General features: G+C 73.0%; 14 protein-coding genes and 1 tRNA gene. 11 read left to right on the forward strand and 4 right to left on the reverse strand.

The genetic code is table 11. The annotated features are described in order from the left end of the window. The first annotated feature begins 16 nt into the window (after positions 1–16). Entirely contained in the window at positions 17–1,786 is a 1,770-nt protein-coding gene (locus ACSMXR_RS26050) for a serine/threonine-protein kinase (protein WP_473170038.1), read from the forward strand. Here the strand turns inward: ACSMXR_RS26050 and ACSMXR_RS26055 are convergent. Together ACSMXR_RS26055 and ACSMXR_RS26060 are read right to left on the reverse strand one after the other, a co-directional pair. Beyond that, positions 1,755–3,407, reverse strand: coding sequence for a hypothetical protein (locus ACSMXR_RS26055; RefSeq protein WP_473170039.1), 1,653 nt, complete (start codon positions 3,405–3,407; stop codon positions 1,755–1,757). The genes ACSMXR_RS26050 and ACSMXR_RS26055 overlap by 32 nt on opposite strands. Before the next feature lie 416 nt (positions 3,408–3,823). Further along, on the reverse strand, positions 3,824–7,054 hold the full coding sequence (locus tag ACSMXR_RS26060) for an AfsR/SARP family transcriptional regulator (protein ID WP_473170040.1): 3,231 nt from the start codon (positions 7,052–7,054) through the stop codon (positions 3,824–3,826). A 277-nt stretch (positions 7,055–7,331) separates the two neighbouring features. On the opposite strand from ACSMXR_RS26060, the gene ACSMXR_RS26065 reads away from it, so the two are divergent. Continuing rightward, positions 7,332–8,582 (forward strand): hypothetical protein, encoded by a 1,251-nt coding sequence (locus ACSMXR_RS26065; RefSeq protein ID WP_381789572.1) that lies wholly within the window; start codon positions 7,332–7,334, stop codon positions 8,580–8,582. A 445-nt stretch (positions 8,583–9,027) separates the two neighbouring features. Here ACSMXR_RS26065 and ACSMXR_RS26070 read toward each other — a convergent pair whose 3' ends face one another. Beyond that, positions 9,028–11,259: an ATP-binding protein gene (locus ACSMXR_RS26070; RefSeq protein ID WP_473170041.1), complete on the reverse strand. Its 2,232-nt coding sequence runs from the start codon at positions 11,257–11,259 to the stop codon at positions 9,028–9,030. 287 nt (positions 11,260–11,546) lie between these two features. Here ACSMXR_RS26070 and ACSMXR_RS26075 point away from each other — a divergent pair, with 287 nt between their 5' ends. Together ACSMXR_RS26075 and ACSMXR_RS26080 are read left to right on the forward strand one after the other, a co-directional pair. Beyond that, positions 11,547–11,867 (forward strand): hypothetical protein, encoded by a 321-nt coding sequence (locus ACSMXR_RS26075; protein WP_473170042.1) that lies wholly within the window; start codon positions 11,547–11,549, stop codon positions 11,865–11,867. A gap of 212 nt (positions 11,868–12,079) precedes the next feature. Further along, positions 12,080–12,640 carry a hypothetical protein gene (locus ACSMXR_RS26080; RefSeq protein WP_030079349.1) on the forward strand — a complete coding sequence of 187 codons (561 nt, stop codon included), beginning with the start codon at positions 12,080–12,082 and terminating at the stop codon, positions 12,638–12,640. A gap of 122 nt (positions 12,641–12,762) precedes the next feature. On the opposite strand, the gene ACSMXR_RS26085 is transcribed toward ACSMXR_RS26080, so the two are convergent. Next, a tRNA-Arg gene (locus tag ACSMXR_RS26085) sits at positions 12,763–12,834 on the reverse strand. 185 nt (positions 12,835–13,019) lie between these two features. On the opposite strand from ACSMXR_RS26085, the gene ACSMXR_RS26090 reads away from it, so the two are divergent. The 7 genes from ACSMXR_RS26090 to rho all read left to right on the forward strand — a co-directional run bounded on the left by ACSMXR_RS26090 (position 13,020) and on the right by rho (position 22,232). Then, positions 13,020–13,433: a response regulator gene (locus ACSMXR_RS26090; RefSeq protein ID WP_473170043.1), complete on the forward strand. Its 414-nt coding sequence runs from the start codon at positions 13,020–13,022 to the stop codon at positions 13,431–13,433. Between the two features lie 55 nt (positions 13,434–13,488). Beyond that, complete coding sequence (gene nrtL, locus ACSMXR_RS26095; protein ID WP_473170044.1) at positions 13,489–14,577, forward strand: ArgS-related anticodon-binding protein NrtL; 1,089 nt, start codon at positions 13,489–13,491, stop codon at positions 14,575–14,577. A gap of 33 nt (positions 14,578–14,610) precedes the next feature. Continuing rightward, positions 14,611–16,002 (forward strand): diaminopimelate decarboxylase, encoded by a 1,392-nt coding sequence (lysA, locus tag ACSMXR_RS26100; RefSeq protein ID WP_137233496.1) that lies wholly within the window; start codon positions 14,611–14,613, stop codon positions 16,000–16,002. Between the two features lie 96 nt (positions 16,003–16,098). Continuing rightward, the gene (locus ACSMXR_RS26105) at positions 16,099–17,400 is read left to right on the forward strand and encodes a homoserine dehydrogenase (RefSeq protein WP_170994615.1); all 1,302 of its coding nucleotides are present in this window, start codon (positions 16,099–16,101) and stop codon (positions 17,398–17,400) included. A gap of 7 nt (positions 17,401–17,407) precedes the next feature. Next, positions 17,408–18,478 carry a threonine synthase gene (gene thrC / locus ACSMXR_RS26110; RefSeq protein ID WP_047178819.1) on the forward strand — a complete coding sequence of 357 codons (1,071 nt, stop codon included), beginning with the start codon at positions 17,408–17,410 and terminating at the stop codon, positions 18,476–18,478. Between the two features lie 401 nt (positions 18,479–18,879). After that, positions 18,880–19,797 (forward strand): homoserine kinase, encoded by a 918-nt coding sequence (gene thrB / locus ACSMXR_RS26115; protein WP_030079342.1) that lies wholly within the window; start codon positions 18,880–18,882, stop codon positions 19,795–19,797. Positions 19,798–20,186: 389 nt separating this feature from the next. Then, the gene (gene rho, locus ACSMXR_RS26120; RefSeq protein WP_137233497.1) at positions 20,187–22,232 is read left to right on the forward strand and encodes a transcription termination factor Rho; all 2,046 of its coding nucleotides are present in this window, start codon (positions 20,187–20,189) and stop codon (positions 22,230–22,232) included. Positions 22,233–22,260: the final 28 nt, after the last annotated feature.

Genomic DNA, 22,260 nt, shown 5'->3' on the forward strand with positions numbered 1-22,260 from the left:
CCGTACGCTACGGCCCATGAGCGAAGAGGCCCCTGCGAGACGGGTGATCGACGGCCGCTTCACGCTGGTGGAGCGGCTCGGCAGTGGTGGTATGGGCATGGTCTGGCGGGCCCGGGACGAGGCGCTCCACCGTGATGTCGCGCTCAAGGAAGTCCGGCCCCCGGACCCGGCGCTCGCGGACTACGACCCCGAAGGCGCCCGCACGCTGCGTGCCCGGGTGCTGCGTGAGGCCCGCGCTCTGGCCCGGGTCGACCATCCCAACGTGGTCACCGTCCACCACATCGTCGACCCCGGCGAGGAGGGCTACCCGTGGATCGTGATGGAGCTGGTGGCCGGCTCCTCGCTGCACGAACGGCTCGCTGCCGGGCCCATGGCGCCCGCCGAGGCCGCCGAACTGGGGCGCGGCATCCTCTCCGCCCTCCGCGCCGCCCACGCGGTCGGTATCCAGCACCGTGACGTCAAGCCCGCCAACGTGCTCCTGCGCACCGACGGCCGCCCCGTCCTCACCGACTTCGGCATCGCCGCGATCCGGGAGTCGACGAGCCTCACCGCCACCGGCGCCCTCATCGGCTCGCCCGACTACATAGCCCCCGAGCGCATCCGGGGCACCGAGGGCGACCCGTCCTCCGACCTGTGGTCGCTCGGCATGATGCTGTACGTCGCCGTCGAGGGCCGCCACCCGCTGCGCCGGGCCACCACCCTGGCCACGCTGGCCGCCGTGCTCGACGAGGAGATCCCGCCGCCGGTACGGGCCGGGGCCCTCACCCCGGTGCTGAGCGCACTCCTCACCCGGAACATCCCGGCCCGCCCGGACGCCGAGGCCCTCGACCGCATGCTGGCCGAGGCCGCGCGGACCGGCGGGAGCACGGCCCCGACGCCCACGGAGCCCGTACGGGAACGGCCCGCGCCCGCGCAGCCCGCGTCCGTGCACACCACGCCCACGCAGACGGCCTCCGTGTCTCCGCCCGCCGCGCCGGAGGACCGTGTACCGACGGGCTACGGCTACGGCCACGGCCACCAACAGGTCGTCACCGGACCGGCCGCCACCCCGGGCGCCGCCGGTGCCCCGGAGGAGCGCGAGCGCCGGGTTCTGCGCCGGGTCCGGATGATCAGCGCCGCCTCGTCCGTCGTCTCGGCCGTGGTCATCGCGGGCGTCATCCTCTGGATGGTCGACCCGTTCTCCAAGGGCTCCGACAGCGACGACCGCCCGCGCGACAGCGCCAGCGCACCCCAGGCATCAACCCCGGCTCCGGACCCGGCCGCCGACGCTTCCGGTGGCTCCGACGGTTCGGGCGCCTCCGACCCGTCCGACGAGAAGGACGTACCGAAGCCCGAGAACCTGCTGACCCCGGACGGAGCGCGGGCCGCGATCAAGGCGCTGAAGCCGCTCATGGGCGGAACGAAGGTCACCGACTTCACCCTCTACGGCGAACACGCCTCCGCCGAGGCGCCGCTGAAGTCCAACGCCGCGCTGTACGACCGCTTCAGCTACCGCGACGGCCGGGCGGAGAACGACGACATGGGCGGCACCCTGATGTCCGGGTCCGCGACGATCGACCTGAACTCCGTCGACTGGGACGTGCTGCCCGCCCTGCTGAAGACGGCGGAGAAGACGCTCAACGTCGACGAGCCGGAGAGCCGTTACGTGATCGTGGACCCCGCCTCGCCCTTCCACGAGGACCGCCCGGTGCTGCGCGTGTACGTCTCCGACTCGCACGGCGGCGCCTTCCTCACCGCCGAGCTGGACGGCCGGGTCATCGAGAAGAACCCGCGCCCCAAGGGCTGAGCACCGGCTGGATCGGGTCCGGGAGCAGCGGCAGGTCCAGGTCGAACGGGCTCCGCTCGATGACGTACGTGCAGCTGGTGTAGGTGTAGCCGGGCTGGACCTTCGTGCCGGAGGAGTAGCTGTCCACCCGGGCGGTCACGCCCGTGCCGTGCTTGTAGAGGAAGTGGTACTCCCCGGCGGGCAGTTGAAGCCGTGCCTTCGGGTAGTTCCTGCCGCCTGCCCTGCAGGCCTGCCGCGCTCCTTCGGAGGCGCTGTACCGCTTGCAGCCGGCGCAGGCCTTCAGCGTGACGGTGCCGGTGACCGGGCCGGTGTAGAGCACCTCGACCGCGTTCGGCGCGTCATTGCTGATGACCAGCTCCATCCGGGCTCCGCCGGGCCGCTTCGACGGCGGCAGCCGCTTGCCCGCGGCCGGCCGGTCGTCGGCTATCTCCGCGGCGATGGCGATGTCCCGCGCCTGCCGCACCCGCCCGTCGCCCTTGTACGTCCGGGCGAAATCGGTCAGCGTCGTGCGCGCTTCGCCGAACTTCCTGTCCTTGAACTGGTCGACCCCGCAGGCGTACGAACCGTCCTTGACGCCCTCGTCGGCATCGGCGCGCAGCGACTTCACGCTGTCGGCGGGGAGTCCGGACGCGGTGGCGCCGAGGCTGCGCAGCACACCGGTGGCCGCACAGGGCTCGGCCCCCTTCACCGCCTTCACCTGGGCCTTGATCCGCCGGCTGATCTCCGGCCCCACCTGCCGCGCGGACGCGGAATCGGGGAACGTACGCAGCAACTCGCCCAGCTCCGTGCCGCCCCCGCCCGCCGCGCCCAGGCGCGAGACGCCGCAGCCGTACAGCGACTCGGCGAGGGGCTCGTCCGGCCAGGCGGCCAGGGCCCCGAGGAGCTTCGCGTCGACCGAGTCGGGCAGCCCGCGCAGATAGGTCAACGGCTCCACGGCCTCGCAGTGCCGCTTCTTCGCGTACGGGGCGGAGACGGCGTCGTAATACCTCTTCAGGCGGTCCGGGACCAGCTCGGCGGCCCGGGAGCCGGGATGGTCGTCGCCGAGCGCGCGATAGACGTCGAGCCCCTTCTCGTACTCACCCCTGGCCGAACCGAACGGCTGCCGCGAGGCCACCGCGACCCGCTCGTCCCCGGCCGCCAGCCGGTCCAGCAGCATCTGCTCCCGCGCCTCGTCCCGCGCGGAGCCGTACACCACCGCCCCGCCCGCCGGCACGGCCAGCAGCACCACCCCGAGCCCGACCGCCAGGACGGGCCGCCACGCCCCGCCCAGCGCCGAACGCCGGGCGATCCGGGCCCCGTCGGCGGCGGCGAGCACCAGCACCAGCAGATACCCGACGAGCACACCCGCGGGCACCCCGTCCGGATCGGCCGGCAACGCCACCCACAGCAGCACCGCCGTGGCCGCCCAGCACCAGGCAGCCCGCACCCAGCGCCCCAACAGGGCGTAACCCAGCCCGAGTCCGGTCAGATTGAGCAACGCGGCCCCGACCGCACGCAGCGCCGCACCGGGCGGCGGCGGCCCGACGGAAGGCGCGTGGGCAGGAGGCGGCGGCACGGGCCCGTCGGCCCCGGGCCGGCCCGCGCTCTGTCCCGCAGCCCTGTACTGATCGTCGGACTCCATACGGTCCCCCCACCGCCGAGTCTCATGAGTCCCCGACACTCTGCCCGGATCCGCCCCGTTCCACGCCACAGCCGATGGGCGTTTTTCCGTCGGTCCGCCGGTGATCGATCTGATGCATGATCCGGGCGGAAACGCACGTGACATGGCCGTCGCGCGGTCGGCATTCACTCGAACGAAAATACAGTTCGACAAGGTGCCACCACGCCCGCAAGGATCATGCCCGTCGGCTCCGCGGAGCCGGGCAATCCGTTCGTGCAGATCCGTTTGTGCCGTCAACTCGGCCTGGGAAGAAAGTGATTCGGAGAGACATGTTCTCGATCGACCAATGGATGTGGTGAGCCCACACGGCCGGACCGGCCCTGTCGGCAGAGGGTGATCACCGCCCCTCACTCGAACGGGACCGGCTGCCCGCTCCGTCAGGCGCCGGTCCCCCTCGTACTCTCCAGCAACAGCCGCCGCAGGGATTCCGCCTCGGCCTCGGAGCCCAGGCCCCGGTACACCTCCTCCGCCCTCCTGCCGTACTCCAGAGCCAGGTCGGCCCGGTGCGTGCTCAGCGCCGCACGCGCGAGACCTGCCAGCGCCCGCGCCGCGGCGGGACGGGAGCCGGTGCGCTCGGTCAGCCGGAGCGCCTGGCCGTAGACCTCCAGGGCCACCTCCGGCCGGCCCGCCGACCGGTGGACGTCGGCCACGCCGAGCAGGGCCCTGGTGCGCTCGTAGGCGCTGTCGATCCGCCGCGCGACCTCCTCCGCCAGGGTGAAGTGGAGCAGCGCCCCGTCGTCGTCACCGCTCGCGGCCTGCGCCGCGCCCATGCTGATCAACGCGTTCGCCTCGCCCAGCGAGTCACCCCGGGAACGGTGACTCTCCAGCGCCCGTCGGAAGCCCGCCAGCGCCCGCGGAGTGTCGCCCATGGCCTGGTACACGGCGCCGAGATTCGTGTCCAATATGGCCAGCTCCTGCGCTCCGCTGTGCAGCCGGGCCAGCACCCTCGACCGTTCGAAATGGTCGTGGGCGTGCTCGATGCGGCCCTGGAGATGGTGGATCTCGCCCACGTTGTTGTGCGCGCGGATCTGCCCCAGCAGATCGCCCGTCCCCTCGTGGATCTGCAGCGTGAGGCGCGCCCGCCCGAGCGCCTCGTCGTACCGGCCCTCGTAATACAGCGCCGCCCCCTCGACGTTGAGGCAGTCCGCCTTGCCGTGCACATCGCCCAGGTCGCGGTAGAGCGCCAGCGCCCGCGCCACCATGCGCAGCGCCGGGCCGGTGTGCCCGGCGGCCAGGTGCGCACGGCTCGCCTGGAGCGAGCTGTCGGCGCACCCCGCCGGGTCGTCGAGATCCTGGAACAGGGTCAGCGCCTCGCCCGCGCAGCTCAGCGCCTCCCCGGGCCCCGTCTGCGCCAGTACGTCCGCCGCCTCCACCAGCGTCTGTGCCAGCAGCAGCGGATTGCCCCGGGAGCGCAGCGCCTCCACGGCCGCGCCGTACAGCTCGTTGGTGACCGCCCAACTGCCCCAGAGCCTGAGCGAGGGGGCGAGCACGTGCGGGAAGAGCGCCGCGTGGTCCGGGTCCTCCGCGGCCGCCGTGCGGGCGGCGGCCAGCAGGTTGGCCCGCTCGGCGTCCAGCCAGGCCGCCGCCTCCTGGGCGTCGCCGAACTCGGCCGCGTACACCGACAGCTGCCCGGGCTCCAGGGCCCGGCGGCGCGGATGGGTGAGCCGGTGGGCCCGGTGCGCGGAGGTCAGGCAGTACCCGAGAAACCTGCCGACGGCTTCGCCGCGAGCGCTCTCCGGCTCCTCGGCGGCCGACATGCGCAGCGCGAACGCCCGCGTGAGGTCGTGCAGTTGATAGCGGCCGAGCACCGGCTCCGCCAGCAGATGGCAGTCCAGCAGCTCCTCGATGCTGCGCCGTACGCCCTCGGACCCGCCGCCGGGTCCGGGCCCGGCCCCCGTCCCCGCCAGGGCGGCCGCGGCCGCCGCCGTGATGTCGGGCCCCGGATGCAGCGCGAGCAGCCGCAGCAGGCGGCGCGTGCCCGGCGCGAGCTCCGCGTAGGAGAAGCGGAACGCCGAGACGAACACCTCCTCGTCGAGCTCGTCCAGCGGGTCGCTCGACTGCGCCAGCCGCTCCAGCAGATGGCGCAGGTCCCAGATCTCCCGGTGCCGGAAGCGGCCCGCGAGCAGGGTCGTGGCCAGCGGATGGCGGCCGCAGGCGTCCACCAGCAGCTCCAGTGCCTCCGGGTCGCGGGAGGTGCGGGCGGTGCCCGCGATCCGGGTGAACAGGGCAGCCGCCTCCCGGGCCGACAGCGCGTCCAGCAGCAGGGAAGCGGCCCCGTCCAGCGCGGAGAGCCGGTTGCGGCTGGTCACGATCGCCAGACACCCGGCCGAACCGGGCAGCAGCGGCCGGACCTGGGCGGCGTCCCGGGCGTTGTCGAGCACCACCAGCACCCGGTGGCGCGCGGTCCACTCCCGCCACGCCGCCGCCCGCCCGTCGAGGGTGTCCGGCAACGTGCCGTCGGTCCCGTCGGCCCCGGCGGCACGCAGCAGCAGAGCCAGCGCCTCGGCCGGGTCGAGGGGCCGCCGCCCGCTGAACCCGTGCAGATCGACGTACAGCTGACCGGCCGGATAGTCCTCGGCCAGCCGGTGCGCGGCATGCACCGCCAGCGCGGTCTTGCCGATGCCGGGCATCCCGTGCAGCACGGCGAGCGGCAACGCGTACCCGTCCGCGCCGGCGATCGCCTCGCGCAGCAGCGTCAGCTCCCGGGCCCGGCCGGTGAAGTCCCGGGTGTCGCGCGGGAGGTTGTTGCGGACCGGGGCGGCGGACGGCGCCGGGGGAGCGGCGGCGGCAGGCGCGGGCACGGGGGTGATGGCGGCGGCGGCCCTGACCGCGACGGCCGCCGACCGGGGCTCCGTCAGGTCCCGGTCCTGCTCCAGGATCCGCTGGTGCAGCGCCTGCAGCTCGGCCCCCGGATCCATGCCCAGCCCTTCCCGCAGACGGGTGTGCGTCGTGCGGTAGAGCTCCAGCGCCTCGCTGTGCCGCCCGCTGCGGTGGAGCGCCAGCATCAGGGAGCCGACCACCCCTTCCGCCAGCGGGCTCTCCGCCGCCAACTCGCGCAGCTCACCGATGAGATCGGCATGCCGGCCGAGCTCCAGCTCCAGCCGGATGCGCTCCTCCCGGACATGACGGTGATCCTCCAGCAGCCGCGTACGCACCGACGCCGCCCACTCGCCGGAGCTCTCCGGCAGCGGCTCGCCCCGCCACATGCTCTCGGCGGTCCGCAGCAGCCCGATCGCCCAGTCCGTGCGGCCCTGCTCCGCCGCCACGGCGGCCTCGGCGCGGAACCGCTGGAAACGGACCAGGTCCAGATCGTTGAAGTCGTTCATCCGGAGCCGGTACATCCGGGGCGGCACATGGTCCACCCGCACGAGAGGCCCCACCGCGGCGTGCAGCCGCCGACGCAGCTTGGAGAGGTACGTCTGGAGCGTCGCCGGACCCTTGGGAGGAGGTTCGTCGCCCCAGACCCGCTCCATGAGCGTGTCCACGGCGACCGGTTCTCCGCGCGCGTGTACCAGAACCGCGAGCACGCAGCGGTGTTTCACCGAACCGAGCATGTGCTCCTGGTCCCCGTGCCATAGTTCCAGAGGTCCCAGAGCAAGAAGGTCCATATCGCCCCCCGATGGGTGCGCCACTTCCTGCCGCCACCGGCAGCGTCCGCACGTCTGTGCGGAACAGTCCACTGTTCCCTGCGCCACCGGCCCGGACCAGAGCGCACAGGGGGCGTGAGCGGGGCGCATGACGCAGCGCTGTTCCGCGTACAGCTGGAACACAGGATTCCTGCAAGCCACCCGTCCACCTCGGTGGGCAGACGCTTCCCCGGGCCGCCGTCAGCCGCGGCCCACGCGGACCCACCGGTCCGCGGCGACGGAAACGGGGACTGATCAGATGAGCCTGACCATGCCGGACGCGCACCGGACCCTTGTACCGGTACGCCTCGACGTCGAACGCTGGGCCACCCGGCGGACCCGCAGGAAGATCCTGGCCGTGGTGCACACCGTCACGGCGGGGCAGCGGCTGCTCGAAGCCGTGCGGCTGCTGGAGGGCGACGCACGGGTGCAGGTGTTCTTCACCCAGGCGCCCGATGTGTTCAGCCACGGGGTGGACCACTTCCTGGAACGGCTGGGCGGCCTGGTCCTGCCCTGGCACCAGGTGGTCCAGATGCCCTTCGACCTGGCACTGGCGGCCGCCCACGGCGGACTCCAGGAACTGCACGCCCCGGTGATCGTGCTGCCGCACGGCGCCGGGCACAACAAGCTGCTCCCCGCCGGGCAGCGCGGCCGCCGGATCACCGGGCGCGGGGTCTACGGGCTCGGCCGGCAGTGGCTCGTCCAGGACGGCCGGGTGGTGCCCGAGTCGATCGTGCTGGCCCACCACGAGGACCTGACCCGCCTCGGCCGCGAATGCCCCGAGGCGCTGCCCGCCGCCGAGGTGGTGGGCGACCCCTGCTTCGACCGGATCACCGCGAGCCTGCCGCAACGGGCCCTCTACCGCGACGCGCTGGGGGTCGGAGCGCGGCAGCGGCTGGTGACGGTCTGCTCCACCTGGGGGCCGGGCTCCTTGCTGGGCCAGCAGTGGGAGCTGCTGGAACGGCTGGTCGACGAGCTGCCCCGGGAGGACTTCCGGGTCGCGCTCCTGCTCCACCCGCACGTTTGGAACGCCCACGGCGAATGGCAGATCCGCAGCTGGCTCGCCGGGCTCGTACGCTCCGGACTCCTGGTGATCAGCCAGCACGCCGACTGGGTGGGGGCGCTGGTCGCCGCCGACCACATCGTGGGGGACCACGGCTCCGTCTCGCTGTACGGGGCGATGACCGGGGTCCCGGTCCACCTGGGCCACGTCCCCGAGGGCGACCTCGACCCCGGCTCGCCCGCCGCCGAACTGGCCTCCTTCGCCCCGCGGCTGCACGCCGGCCGCCCCCTGGACCGCCAGCTCGCCCGCGCCGCCGCGGCCCACCGCACGGAGCGGTACGAGCAGGTGGCGGCCCGGATCACCTCGGAGCCGGGGCGGTTCGCCGTCCGGATGCGGGCCCTGATCTACCGCAAGCTCCGGCTGCGCGCCCCGGCCGTCCGGCCGCGCACGGACCACGCGCCGCTGCCGGTGACGGCGCGTCACGACGAACGGGGACCCGGCCGATGACCGCGACGACCGTACGGCTCACCGAGGACGTCCCGCAGCGCGGGGTCCGCCGGGCCGGAGCCGCCCTGCTGCACCCGGACCGCCCGCTGCGGATCGTCGACGAGCACCTGCGCGTCCGGCTCTCGGCCGCGCACCCGATGCCGCTGCTGGCGGACGCCCTGGTGGCGGAGGCCGCCGCCGAGGGTCTCCCGCCGTACGAGGACCCCGCCCGGTACGCCGCGGAGCTCGCCGACTGCCACCCCGGCGCCCTGGTGGTGGCCGTGTACCGGGGCGACCGCTGCTGGCTGCGGCTCGGCGGCATGCCCCGGCTGCTGGTCCACGAGCCGGGCCGGCCGGTGCAGCCCTGGGCGGTCTGGGCCTCGGTCGCGCATGTGTGGCTGGTGGCGGGCCTGGACCCGGCCGCGTTCGACCCGGCCGGCGTACAGGTCGTCAGGACCGTACGCGGCTACACGCCGGCCCCGCCCCGGCCGTCCCCGGACGGAGCAGGCGGCGGCCCGGGCGACTCCAGCGGATCCGGCCGGTCCAGCGCACCGAGCCGGGCCTCCGCCTCGACCGCGTCCGCCGACCGCGACCGCCCGGCGGAGGAGTACAGGGACAGCGCCTCCCGGTAGTACAGCCGGGCCTGCCGTGGCTGCCCGCGCCGCTCGGAGAGCTGGGCCAGGCCTCCGAGCACGCGGGCCGCCTCGAACCCGGCCGCCGTCCGTAACGCGCTCAGCGCCGCCGACAGCTCCGCGTCCGCCCGGTCGAGCCGGCCCAGACCCACACAGGCCCGGCCGGTCAGACCGGCGGCCCGCGCGGCGTTGTACGTGTCGCCGGCCGCCTCCAGCGTGATGCGGGCGGCTTCGGCGTCGATGACGGCGTCCTCGTACCGCCCCTCGGACAGAGCGACATCGGCCAGATTGAACCGGGCCAGCGCCCCGGCCCGGAGGTCACCGAGGGCGGGCAGCTCGGTGGCCGCGCGCGCGAAGAACCCGGCCGCGCGGTCCAGGTGCCCGAGCCGCTGATGGGCCAGGCCCCGGTAGTTCAGCGTCCGGGCGTGGCCGAGGGCGTCGCCGCACTCCAGGAAGGCGGCGGCGGCCCGCTCGAACATGGCCAGCCCCTCGGCGTGGTCACCCGTGGCGAGCTTTCCCAGCGCGCCGGAGGTCAGCATCCGGCAGACGGCCGCACCGTTCCCCGCCTCCTCGGCGGCCAGCAGACCCTCCTGGTGCGCCTCGGTCCCCTCCCGGTACAGCTTGCGACGCGGGAACAGCGGCCACAGCGCGTCGGTGAGCTGCCAGGCGAGCTCCGGAGCGCCCATCGGGCGCGCCAGACGGACCACCGCCATCAGATTGGGCAGCTCCCGCTCCAGCCAGTCCAGCGCGGCTTCCGCCTCCGTCCGCCCGTCGACCGGACCGAAGTCCTCCTCCGCGACGGACCCCGGCCCGGCGTCCCGCCCGAAGTCCCGCTCCAGGGCGGCGCGTCCGGGCTCGATGATCTCCTCGGCCCGGCCGGTGTTGGCGAGATAGTGGCGGCCGATGCGGTGCAGCGCGGCGGTCCGCTCGTCGCCGCTCTCGTCCTGTGCGGCCCGTGCGGCGGCGTGCAGCCGCACCAGATCGTGGAACCGGTAGCGCTCGCCGCCCGACTCCTCGGCGACATCGACGAGCAGATTCGCGTCGTGCAGGGCGTCGAGCGCCTCGACCGGATCCCGGCCCAGCAGGGTCCGCGCCACCGGGGCGCCGAACTCCCGTCCCGGGTGGAGCCCCAGCAGCCGGTAGAGCCGGGCCGCCGTGGGCGGCAGGCCCTGGTAGGAGAGGTCCAGCGCCGCCCGCACATCGTGGTCGCCCTCTATGGCCAGCGCCTCCAGCCGCTCGTGCTCCTCGGACAGTGCCCGGACCATCGCGGTGATGTTCTGCCGGGGGCGGGACGCCAGCCGTGCCCCGGCGATCCGTACCGCGAGCGGCAGCCCCGCGCAGAGCAGGACGAGGGCCCGCGCCTCCTCCGGCTGGGCGGCGACCCGGCCGTCGGCCAGGGTCGCGTCGAGCAGTTCGACCGCCGCCTCGGTGGAGAGGGGCTCCAGGTGGACCACATGGCCCCCGTCGAGGCTCAGCCCCGGCATCCGGCGGCGGCTGGTCACCGCCGTCACACACCGCCCCGCCGGTAACAGGGGCCGCACCTGGGCCGCGGTCGCCGCGTCGTCCAGCAGCACCACGAGCCGCCGGCCGGCCGTCAACGACCGGTAGAGCGCGACCCGTTCGCCCAGCGCGGGCGGCACCTGACCGGTGGGTACGCCCAGCGCCCGCAGGAACCGGCCCACCACCTCGCCCGGGTCGGCGGGACCGTCCGGGGCCTGCGCGCCCAGATCGGCGTACAGCTGACCGCCGGGGAAGTGCGGGCGCAGATGGTGCAGCCAGGCCAGCGCCACCGCGGTCTTCCCCACCCCGCCGAGCCCGCTCACCGCCGCCAGTGTGGGATGCCCGTCCTGGGTGGCCCGGCACCGGTGCGTCTCCAGGGCGCGGAGCTCTTCCGTACGGTCGGTGATCCGGACCGGGGGCGGTAACTGCCAGGGCGGCGGCACCTCCTCCCGCGCCACGGGCCCCGCCACATGGATGCCGCCGTGCACGCTTCCCGCCTGCACCACGAAGCCGTGCACCGTACCGCTCAGGTCGTTGTCGTTCTCGCTGTGCTCGTGCCCCCGCATGCGCGTCCCCTCCGGACAGCCGAGTACCAGCTTCCGCAGACATCCTTTCCGTACAGGCGGTCGATACCCGGGCCCACGGCGAACGGCTGCGGCTGGTGGCCGAATCCTCCATCGGATCGCAGGTTTTGGCATATGCCATGGGTATGAGCAACCCGTACGAGTGACCGTACGCGTCACGCACACCGCCCCGGCCTTTTCACAGGTTCTCCGCCCTCCGCGCCGCGCGCTGTGACACCGTGGATCAACTGATGGCTCGGGTGTCCGGGCGTCCGCGTAGGGGGATCTTCATGCGTTTTCGCACCGTCGCGGCCTCGGCCGCACTCGTCCTGTGCGCCACGGCGGGCGTCGTGGCCTGCTCGTCCTCGTCGGACACCGCCGACGCCAACCGCCCCGCCGGCCCCACCGCCCCGGCTTCCGTGGACGGTCTGACGGAGAACATCGAGACGGGCAAGCGCCGGGCGGGCCCGCCCGAGACGGGCGGCCAGGAGGCGACAGGACCCGTGAAGTGCGCGACGTCCGCCGCCGAGATTCCGGCGGAGTGCGCCGTCGACGTCACGTTCTCCGAGATCACCGAGGGAGAGCGGGCCGAGGAGCCTCCCGTGCGGTGAACGCGTTACGCGGAAGGGGCGGGCACACACGCGTGTGCCCGCCCCTTCGTCATGCCCGCGAGGCGTGCGCCGGAGGACACCACGCGCACCATGGGCCTCTCACGTCACAGAAGACTCTTCCATCCGTCACAGCGATCTCTTAGTCTCACACCCTGTTCACATTTGATAATTGATGATCTCGCCACAGAGGTCAGGCGCGGGGGTAGTGAAGCATGCGTGAAAACTGGCGCTCGAAGTTGAGCGTTCTCGCCGGGGCGTCGGCACTCGCCCTCTCGGCCGTCACCGCGACGCCGGCGCTCGCCGACGACGCCCCGGAGACCCCCGTGGAGATCCAGCTGCCCGCCGACGTGAAGATCGTCGAAGGCATCGCCCCGGAACCCGGCACGGAGATCCCCTTCCCGGCGGACGAGGACGAGACGACGGGACCGGCGGGCACGATGGCCGCCAAGGCCGCCCCGCCGTCGAACACCTGCCTGGGCGCGACCGCCGCCTACGGCTCCACCGGGTGCTTCCAGCACAACGGCGACATCGTCTGGGCGGGCGACACGAAGAAGGACGGCATGTCCGCGGCCGTCGGCGTCTACACCGACTACGGCCGCGCCGAGGAGGTCTGCGTCAACAAGCTCGGCGTGAACACCTGGGCGACCTGCAACAAGGACTACCGCGAGACCGGGAACGTACGCCTCCGCGTCCTGCGCTACGACGGCGACACCGGCAAGTTCTACCAGCCCGAGTCCTGGTCCGGCTGGATCCCGGTCGACGGCAAGTACTGACCCGCCGACCCCGTGAGGGCGAGCCGGACCACACTCCGCTCGCCCTCACCGGGCCGCGGCATGCCCAGAAAACACGAAAAAACCGGACCAGCCTCTGCTGGTCCGGTTCTTCAATCCGGAAGTGCCCCCGGCAGGATTCGAACCTGCGCACCCGGCTCCGGAGGCCGATGCTCTATCCCCTGAGCTACGGGGGCGAATCGCGGTGTTGCTCTGCGACGGGTGAAACACTACCAGCTCCCGCGGGGTGTCCGTGAACAGGTATTCCGTCGAAGCGGCGCGCGACGCCGGAGGCCACCCGTCCGGGGCGGAAGTGGACAAAACCCGGACGCCGCCTGTCCGGCCGACCTACTCTCGAAGGGTGTCAGGGGCGTACGGCCGCGTGCTTGTTGTCGACGACAACAAGGTCATCCGGCAGCTGATCAGGGTCAATCTCGAGCTGGAGGGCTTCGAGGTCGTGACCGCGGCCGATGGTGTCGAGGCCCTGGACCTGGTGGAGCGAGTCCGGCCCGACGCGATCACCCTCGACGTCGTGATGCCCCGGCTGGACGGTCTGGAGACCGCCACCCGGCTGCGCTCCGACCCCCGGACCCGCGGACTTCCCATCGTCGTCATCAGCGCCTGTACGCCCTACGAGGTCGACGCGGGCGTGGCGGCCGGGGTCGACGCGTTCCTGGCGAAGCCGTTCGAGCCGAGCGAGCTGGTGCGGATCATGCGCCGGCTGGTGACCGAGGAGGAAGGGCCCCCGGTGGACGGGCGGCGCGGTGCCGGGCGGGCGGGGAGCGCCGCCGGCTGACCGGATGGCGAAACCGGGTCGCGAGGTGCCCCCCTCTCTCACCTACGCTTGACCCGTGACCCCCGCCGATCTCTCCCGGACCGTGCTGCACGCCGTGCGCCGCGCGGTCGACGAGGATGCGTTGCGCGCACCCGTGCCCGCGCGCGTGCGGGTGGAGCGGACCCGGCCCGGAGGCAGCGGCGACTACGCCTGCGCCGTCGCGCTCCAGCTCGCCGGGCCCGCCGCGCTGCCCGCCCTGGAGGTCGCCCGCATCCTGCGCGAACGCGTCGCCGCCGAACCCGGCGTCGGGCGGGTCGAGATCACCGGTCCCGGGTTCCTGAGCTTCACCCTCGACGCCCCGGCCGAGAGCGACCGGGCCGTGCTCACCGCCGTACGGGAACAGGGCCTCGGGTACGGACACGGGGACGCGCTCCGGGACGAGATCCACCAGTTCCACTACGCGCGGGAGGTCCGTGCCGCCGTCACTGCCCAGGCCGTGTTCCGGCTCCTCCTCGCCCAGGGCGCCCGGGGCCGGACCACCTGCGAACAGGCGCCCGACCCGGACTGGGTCCGCCTCGGCGTCACCGTCGACGCGTACGGGACACCCCCCGTACCCCTCACCGAGATCCGCCCCGTTCCCGCCGGGGCCACCGCGGGGGAGCTGCTGGAGCGGCTCGGGCCCGACGCGGCCCGCTGGGGGCTCCTGCGGCCCGCCGGACACGACCGTCCCGCCCTCGGCCCCGAACTGCTCGTCCAGGGCGAGGCCAATCCGCTCTTCCGGGTCCGTTACGCCCACGCCAGGGCCCGTGCCCTCACCCGGGGGGCCGCCCTCCTCGGCTTCACCTCCGAGCCCGCCGAGCCCGCCGAGGGCGTCCAGGACGCCGCGTACGACCGCGCCGCCCGCCCCCTCCTCGACCTCATCGCCGACCACCCCGGTGTCCTGCTCGCCGGGGCCCGTCACCGCGCGCCCGACCGGGTCGCCCGGCAGCTGGAAGCCGTCGCCCACGCGTTCTTCGACTTCCACGACTCCTGCCCGCCCCTGCCCGCCGGTGACGAGAAACCCTCGGCCGCCCACCGTGCCCGGCTGGCTCTCGCCGAAGCCGCCGGGACGGTGCTGGCAGGCGGCCTGTCCCTGCTCGGTATCCGTGCGCCCGAACACCTCTGACGCGATCAGAAGAGACCTGAAAGAACCATCACGATGAGTCGCTCCGCACACCCCGCAGGTCCCCGTCACGCCGACGTCCTCACCGAGGGCCACTACTCCGCGCCCGCCGCCGACCTCAACGTCCTCGACGAGAAGGTCTGGTCGCGTACCGTCACCCGCGACGCGGACGGCGCCCTCACCGTCGGCGGGATCACCGTCGCCCGGCTCGCGGAGGAGTTCGGCACCCCCGCCTACTTCCTCGACGAGAGCGACTTCCGGGCCCGCTGCCGCGCCTGGGCCGACGCCTTCGGGCCGGACGCCGACGTCTTCTACGCCGGGAAGGCCTTCCTCTCCCGCGCTGTCGTGCGCTGGCTCAAGGAGGAGGGGCTCAACCTCGATGTGTGCTCCGGCGGTGAGCTGACCACCGCGCTCGACGCCGGTATGCCCGCCGAGCGCATCGCCTTCCACGGCAACAACAAGACCGTCGCCGAGATCGAGCGGGCCGTCGAGGCGGGCGTCGGGCGGATCGTGCTCGACTCCTTCCAGGAGATCGTCCGCGTCGCCCACGTCGCCCGGCGGCACGGGGTGCGCCAGCGGGTGCAGATCCGGGTCACCGTCGGCGTCGAGGCCCACACCCACGAGTTCATCGCCACCGCGCACGAGGACCAGAAGTTCGGCATCGCGCTCGCCGACGGGCAGGCCGCCGAGGCGGTGCGCCGCGCGCTCGCCCTCGACGGCCTCGAACTCATCGGCGTCCACTCGCACATCGGCTCGCAGATCTTCGACATGGCCGGCTTCGAGGTCTCCGCCCGGCGCGTGGTCCAGCTGCTCGCCGAGATCCGCGACGAGCACGGCGTCGAGCTGCCCGAGATCGACCTCGGCGGCGGCCTCGGCATCGCGTACACCTCCGAGGACGACCCCCGCGAGCCGCACGAGATCGCCAAGGCGCTCAGCGACATCGTCACCCGCGAGTGCGAGGCCGCGAAGCTGCGGACGCCCCGGATCTCCGTCGAGCCGGGGCGCGCCATCGTCGGACCCACCGCGTTCACGCTGTACGAGGTCGGCACGATCAAGCCGCTGGAGGGACTGCGGACGTACGTCAGCGTCGACGGCGGCATGTCGGACAACATCCGCACCGCGCTGTACGACGCCGAGTACAGCGTCGCGCTGGTCTCCCGCACCTCGGACGCCGAGCCGATGCTGGTCCGGGTCGTCGGCAAGCACTGCGAGAGCGGTGACATCGTGGTCAAGGACGCGTTCCTGCCCGCCGACCTGGCGCCCGGCGACCTGATCGCCGTCCCCGCCACCGGCGCGTACTGCCGTTCCATGGCGAGCAACTACAACCACGCGCTGCGGCCTCCGGTCGTCGCCGTCCGCGACGGAGAGGCGCGCGTCATCGTCCGGCGCGAGACGGAGGAAGATCTCCTGCGTCTCGATGTCGGCTGATGAAATAGTCATCTCAGGATCCGGACGGGGGTCAGAAACTCCCGTCCGGTGAGTGAGACTGGTCCCCACATGTGCATGTATGAGAAACGAGGTCGGATGATGCGTACGCGTCCGCTGAAGGTGGCGCTGCTGGGCTGTGGTGTGGTCGGCTCAGAGGTGGCGCGCATCATGACGACGCACGCCGACGACCTCGCGGCGCGCATCGGCGCGCCGGTCGAGCTCGCCGGCGTGGCCGTCCGCCGGCCCTCGAAGGTGCGTGAGGGCATCGACCCCGCACTGATCACCACCGACGCGACCGCGCTCGTGCAGCGCGGCGACATCGACGTCGTCATCGAGGTCATCGGGGGCATCGAGCCGGCCCGCACGCTCATCACCACCGCCTTCGAGAACGGCGCGAGCGTCGTCTCCGCCAACAAGGCGCTGCTGGCCGAGGACGGCGCGGCCCTGCACGCCGCCGCCGAGAAGTACGGCCGCGATCTGTACTACGAGGCCGCCGTCGCCGGGGCCATCCCGCTGGTACGGCCGCTGCGCGAGTCGCTCGCGGGCGACAAGGTCAACCGGGTGCTCGGCATCGTCAACGGCACGACCAACTTCATCCTCGACAAGATGGACACCAGCGGCGCCGGCTACTCCGAGGCGCTCGACGAGGCCACCGCCCTGGGATACGCCGAGGCCGACCCGACCGCCGACGTCGAAGGCTTCGACGCCGCCGCGAAGGCCGCGATCCTCGCCGGGATCGCCTTCCACACCCGGGTGAAGATCGGCGACGTGCACCGCGAGGGCATCACCGAGGTCACCGCCGCCGACATCGCCTCCGCCCGCCGCATGGGCTGCACGGTCAAGCTGCTCGCCATCTGCGAGCGCGCCGCCGACGGGCAGTCCGTCACCGCCCGCGTCCACCCCGCGATGATCCCGCTCAGCCACCCGCTGGCCTCGGTCCGCGAGGCGTACAACGCGGTGTTCATCGAGGCCGACGCCGCGGGTCAGCTGATGTTCTACGGGCCCGGCGCCGGCGGCTCGCCGACCGCCTCCGCGGTCCTCGGCGACCTCGTCGCGGTCTGCCGCAACAAACTGGGCGAGGCCACCGGCCCCGGTGAGTCCGCCTACACCCGCCTGCCGGTCAGCCCCATGGGCGAGGTCGTCACGCGGTACCACATCAGTCTCGACGTGGCCGACAAGCCGGGCGTCCTCGCCCAGGTCGCGACGGTCTTCGCCGAGCAGGGCGTATCGATCGATACGGTCCGCCAGCAAGGACGTCCAGATGGAGGCGGCGAGGCATCGCTCGTCGTCGTCACCCACCGCGCGCCCGACGCCGCCCTCTCCGGGACCGTCGAAGCGCTGCGCAAGCTCGACACCGTGCGCGGTGTCGCCAGCATCATGCGTGTTGAAGGGGAGTAAAGGACCCATGACCAGCAAGGGCACCCACCAGTGGCGCGGCATCATCGAGGAGTACCGGGACCGCCTCCCGGTCACGGCCACGACGCCGGTCGTCACACTTCGTGAGGGCGGTACGCCGCTCGTTCCGGCGCAGGTCCTCTCCGAGCGCACGGGCTGCGAGGTGCACCTCAAGGTCGAGGGCGCCAACCCCACCGGTTCGTTCAAGGACCGCGGTATGACCATGGCGATCACCCGGGCCAAGGAGGAGGGCGCGAAGGCCGTCATCTGCGCCTCCACCGGCAACACCTCGGCCTCCGCCGCGGCGTACGCGGTGCGCGCGGGCATGGTCTGCGCCGTCCTCGTACCGCAGGGCAAGATCGCGCTCGGCAAGATGGGCCAGGCGCTCGTGCACGGCGCCAAGATCCTCCAGGTCGACGGCAACTTCGACGACTGCCTGACCCTGGCCCGCTCGCTCTCGGACAACTACCCGGTGGCGCTGGTCAATTCGGTCAACCCGGTCCGGATCGAGGGCCAGAAGACCGCCGCGTTCGAGATCGTCGACGCGCTCGGCGACGCCCCCGACATCCATGTCCTGCCGGTCGGCAACGCGGGCAACATCACCGCGTACTGGAAGGGGTACACCGAGTACGCCGGTGACGGCGTCTCGACCCGCTCCCCGCGCATGTGGGGCTTCCAGGCCTCCGGTTCCGCGCCCATCGTGCGCGGCGAGGTCGTCAAGGACCCGTCGACCATCGCCACCGCGATCCGGATCGGCAACCCGGCCTCCTGGAACTACGCGCTCGCCGCACGCGACGAGTCGGGCGGCTTCATCGACGAGGTGACGGACCGGCAGATCCTGTCCGCGTACCGGCTGTTGGCCTCCCAGGAGGGCGTCTTCGTGGAGCCCGCGTCGGCCGCGTCCGTCGCCGGTCTGCTCAAGGCCGCCGAGGAGGGCAAGGTCGACCCCGGCCAGCGCATCGTCTGCACGGTCACCGGCAACGGCCTCAAGGACCCCGACTGGGCCGTCGCGGGCGCTCCGCAGCCGGTCACGGTCCCGGTCGACGCGGCCACCGCCGCCGAGAAGCTCGGACTCGTCTGATCCGGTCCCCGGGTCGAACGCGGCGGGCGTCGCGTTCGACCCGGGGCAACCGCGACAACCCGGCTCAACCGGCCCCTTTCCGGGGCGGAGAGCGCATGGGAGGCGGGCGACACGCATCGTGCGCCTCCTGTGCGCCCTATGTCGCCACAGAACCTTCCTTCGATAAGCTGTACCCCATCCGCCCGGCATCCGCCCGCCGGACCGCCACGCCTGCGGTCCCCGTCGTGGCCGTCGGGCCGGTCACCGGATTCCCGCACCGTTCCGGAGCCCTCGCACCGCCGCGACCCCCACCGCAGCCACCCCCGCCCCACGCACCCGCCCATAACCCCGTCTTCAACGCCCCGCCGCCGCAGAGCCACCCGCACTGCATCCCCGCCGCCTTACAAGGAGTGGTCCGACCGATGGCCGGTCCCGCGTTCCGAGCCGCCGCCGTCAGGGTGCGCGTCCCCGCAACCAGTGCCAACCTGGGCCCGGGATTCGACTCCCTGGGTCTCTCGCTGGGGCTGTACGACGACGTCGTCGTCCGGGTCGCCGACTCCGGGCTGCACATCGACATCGCAGGTGAGGGCAGCCAGACCCTGCCCCGCGACGAGAGCCACCTGCTCGTACGCTCCCTGCGCACCGCGTTCGACCTGCTCGGCGGGCAGCCCCGCGGGCTGGAGATCGTCTGCGCCAACCGCATCCCGCACGGCCGCGGCCTCGGCTCCTCCTCCGCCGCCATCTGCGCCGGAATCGTCGCCGCCCGCGCCGTGACGACCGGCGGCGACGCCCGCCTCGACGACGCGGCCCTGCTGGAACTGGCGACCGAGATCGAGGGGCACCCCGACAATGTCGCGGCCTGTCTGCTCGGCGGATTCACGCTGGCCTGGATGGACGGCGGCGCGGCCCGGGCGATCCGGATGGACCCGGCCGACTCCGTCGTGCCCGTCGTCTTCGTCCCCGGGCGCCCGGTGCTCACCGAGACGGCGCGCGGACTGCTCCCGCGCACCGTCCCGCACGTCGACGCCGCGCTCAACGCCGGCCGGGCGGCCCTGCTCGTCGAGGCCCTGACCCGCCGCCCCGAACTGCTGCTCGCCGCCACCGAGGACCGGATCCACCAGGAATACCGGGGCCCGGCCATGCCGGAGAGCGTGGAACTGGTCCACCGTCTGCGCGCCGACGGTGTGCCCGCGGTCATCTCCGGTGCGGGGCCCACGGTCCTCGCGCTGACGGAGGAAGGCTCGGCCGACAAGGTCGCCCGACTGGCGGGGGAGGGCTGGGCGGCGAACCGGCTGGCCCTCGACGCGACGGGCGCCAGTGTGCTGCCGCTGGCCGCGTAACCGCATGTGATTACCGGTGAGCGAGAGGGGGAATGTTTGTTGGAGCCGGTAGTGTTAACCTCAAGTCTGCAACCGACGTCTTTGAGGCGCGTTGCTTCGTGTCCCCCTCCGGGACCGCCATTCTTCCGGGAGCCTCCCCAACTGCCTGAGCAGCCTGCCTGAGCAGTTTCGAGCACGCTCCGGAACCGGCACGACACCCCTCGCTCGTCCAGGAGTGGGCCGAGCAGGGGGATCTCGCGCCGGACCCCGCACGTTCATCTCTCCGCCGTACCTGGCGGACCACCGCCCCGGCAAGGTCCGCGATCCAGCAAGATCAACAGACCGCAGTCGGACAGCACAACCGGTCGCCGAGCCAGAAGGCCGACGTCCGCTCCAGGGAAGGACCCTTCGTGAGCGACACCACCGATCTGATGGGCGTGACTGCCGACAAGAACGTCGACAGCGCCGCGCCCGCCGAAGGTGCTGCCACTGGCACCACCGCACGGCGCCGCCGCTCCGGCACCGGCCTCGAGGGCATGGTCCTGGCCGAGCTGCAGCAGGTCGCGTCCGGCCTCGGCATCAGGGGCACTGCGCGGATGCGCAAGAGCCAGCTGATCGAGGTCATCAAGGAGGCGCAGGCGGGTGGCGGATCCGCCGCCCCCAAGACCTCCTCCAAGGCCGCGGCGGCCCCCGCCGAGGCGGAGAGCAAGCCGAAGCGCCGCGCGACCTCCAAGGCGCGCACCGGGGACGAGGGCGCCGCTGCCGCCGAGAAGGACACGGCCCAGCAGCAGATCGACATCCCCGGTCAGCCGGCCAGCGACGACCAGCCCGCGGGCGAGCGTCGTCGCCGCCGTGCCACCGCGCAGGCGGGCAGCCCCGACACCAAGACCGAGGCGAAGACCGAGGTCAAGGCGAAGGCGGAGCCCCAGGCCGAGCAGAAGACCGAGGAGCGCGCCGAGCCGAAGGGCGACGCCAAGGCCGAGGCCGCCGCCGACACGGCCGAGGGCCGTCGTGGCGACCGTCGTGACCGCGGTGAGCGGGGCGAGCGCGGTGAGCGTGGCGACCGCCGCGAGCGTCAGCGCGACCGCCGGGGCAAGGGCGACGACCAGGGCCAGCAGGGCGGCGGCGGGCAGCGCCCGCAGCGCCAGGGCGGCGGCGGTCAGGGGCAGGGCCAGCAGAACCGTGACAACGGTCCGCAGGACGACTTCGACGACGAGGCGGGCGGCCGTCGCGGCCGTCGTGGCCGCTACCGCGACCGCCGGGGCCGTCGCGGGCGCGACGACTTCGCCGGCGATGTGCAGGTGGCCGACGACGACGTCCTGATCCCCGTCGCGGGCATCCTGGACATCCTCGACAACTACGCGTTCATCCGGACCTCCGGCTACCTGCCGGGCCCGAACGACGTGTACGTCTCGCTCGCCCAGGTCCGTAAGAACGGCCTGCGCAAGGGTGACCACGTCACCGGCGCGGTGCGTCAGCCCAAGGACGGCGAGCGGCGCGAGAAGTTCAACGCGCTGGTCCGCCTCGACTCGGTCAACGGCATGGCCCCCGAGTCCGGCCGCGGCCGCCCGGAGTTCCAGAAGCTGACCCCGCTCTACCCGCAGGACCGGCTCCGTCTGGAGACCGACTCCAACATCCTGACGACGCGGATCATCGACCTGGTGGCCCCGATCGGCAAGGGCCAGCGCGGGCTCATCGTGGCCCCGCCGAAGACCGGCAAGACCATGATCCTGCAGGCCATCGCCAACGCGATCACGGTCAACAGCCCCGAGTGCCACCTGATGGTCGTCCTGGTCGACGAGCGTCCGGAAGAGGTCACCGACATGCAGCGGTCGGTGAAGGGCGAGGTCATCTCCTCGACCTTCGACCGTCCCGCCGAGGACCACACCACCGTCGCCGAGCTGGCCATCGAGCGCGCCAAGCGTCTCGTCGAGCTGGGTCACGACGTGGTCGTCCTGCTCGACTCGATCACCCGACTGGGCCGCGCGTACAACCTCGCGGCGCCGGCCTCCGGCCGCATCCTCTCCGGTGGTGTCGACTCGACCGCGCTGTACCCCCCGAAGCGCTTCTTCGGCGCGGCGCGCAACATCGAGGACGGCGGCTCGCTGACCATCCTGGCCACCGCGCTCGTCGAGACCGGCTCGCGCATGGACGAGGTGATCTTCGAGGAGTTCAAGGGCACCGGCAACATGGAGCTCAAGCTCGACCGGAAGCTCTCGGACAAGCGCATCTTCCCGGCGGTGGACGTCGACGCGTCCTCCACCCGTAAGGAAGAGATCCTGCTCGGCACCGACGAGCTGGCGGTCGTCTGGAAGCTGCGCCGGGTGCTGCACGCGCTCGACCAGCAGCAGGCGATCGAGCTTCTCCTGGACCGGATGAAGAAGACCCAGTCCAACGCGGAGTTCCTGCTCCAGATCCAGAAGACGACGCCGGGCAGCGGAAACGGCAACGACTGACGTTCTTCCGGCAGTTGAACACGGCGGC

It is taken from the genome of Streptomyces sp. DSM 106670 (assembly GCF_055792845.1).

Bases quoted from the DNA above. Each gene is read 5' to 3' on its own strand.
- ACSMXR_RS26050 (WP_473170038.1), top strand. From the start codon at position 17: ATGAGCGAAGAGGCCCCTGCGAGACGGGTGATCGACGGCCGCTTCACG.
- ACSMXR_RS26055 (WP_473170039.1), bottom strand. From the start codon at position 3,407: ATGGAGTCCGACGATCAGTACAGGGCTGCGGGACAGAGCGCGGGCCGG.
- ACSMXR_RS26060 (WP_473170040.1), bottom strand. From the start codon at position 7,054: ATGGACCTTCTTGCTCTGGGACCTCTGGAACTATGGCACGGGGACCAG.
- ACSMXR_RS26065 (WP_381789572.1), top strand. From the start codon at position 7,332: ATGAGCCTGACCATGCCGGACGCGCACCGGACCCTTGTACCGGTACGC.
- ACSMXR_RS26070 (WP_473170041.1), bottom strand. From the start codon at position 11,259: ATGCGGGGGCACGAGCACAGCGAGAACGACAACGACCTGAGCGGTACG.
- ACSMXR_RS26075 (WP_473170042.1), top strand. From the start codon at position 11,547: ATGCGTTTTCGCACCGTCGCGGCCTCGGCCGCACTCGTCCTGTGCGCC.
- ACSMXR_RS26080 (WP_030079349.1), top strand. From the start codon at position 12,080: ATGCGTGAAAACTGGCGCTCGAAGTTGAGCGTTCTCGCCGGGGCGTCG.
- lysA (WP_137233496.1), top strand. From the start codon at position 14,611: ATGAGTCGCTCCGCACACCCCGCAGGTCCCCGTCACGCCGACGTCCTC.
- ACSMXR_RS26105 (WP_170994615.1), top strand. From the start codon at position 16,099: ATGATGCGTACGCGTCCGCTGAAGGTGGCGCTGCTGGGCTGTGGTGTG.
- thrC (WP_047178819.1), top strand. From the start codon at position 17,408: ATGACCAGCAAGGGCACCCACCAGTGGCGCGGCATCATCGAGGAGTAC.
- thrB (WP_030079342.1), top strand. From the start codon at position 18,880: ATGGCCGGTCCCGCGTTCCGAGCCGCCGCCGTCAGGGTGCGCGTCCCC.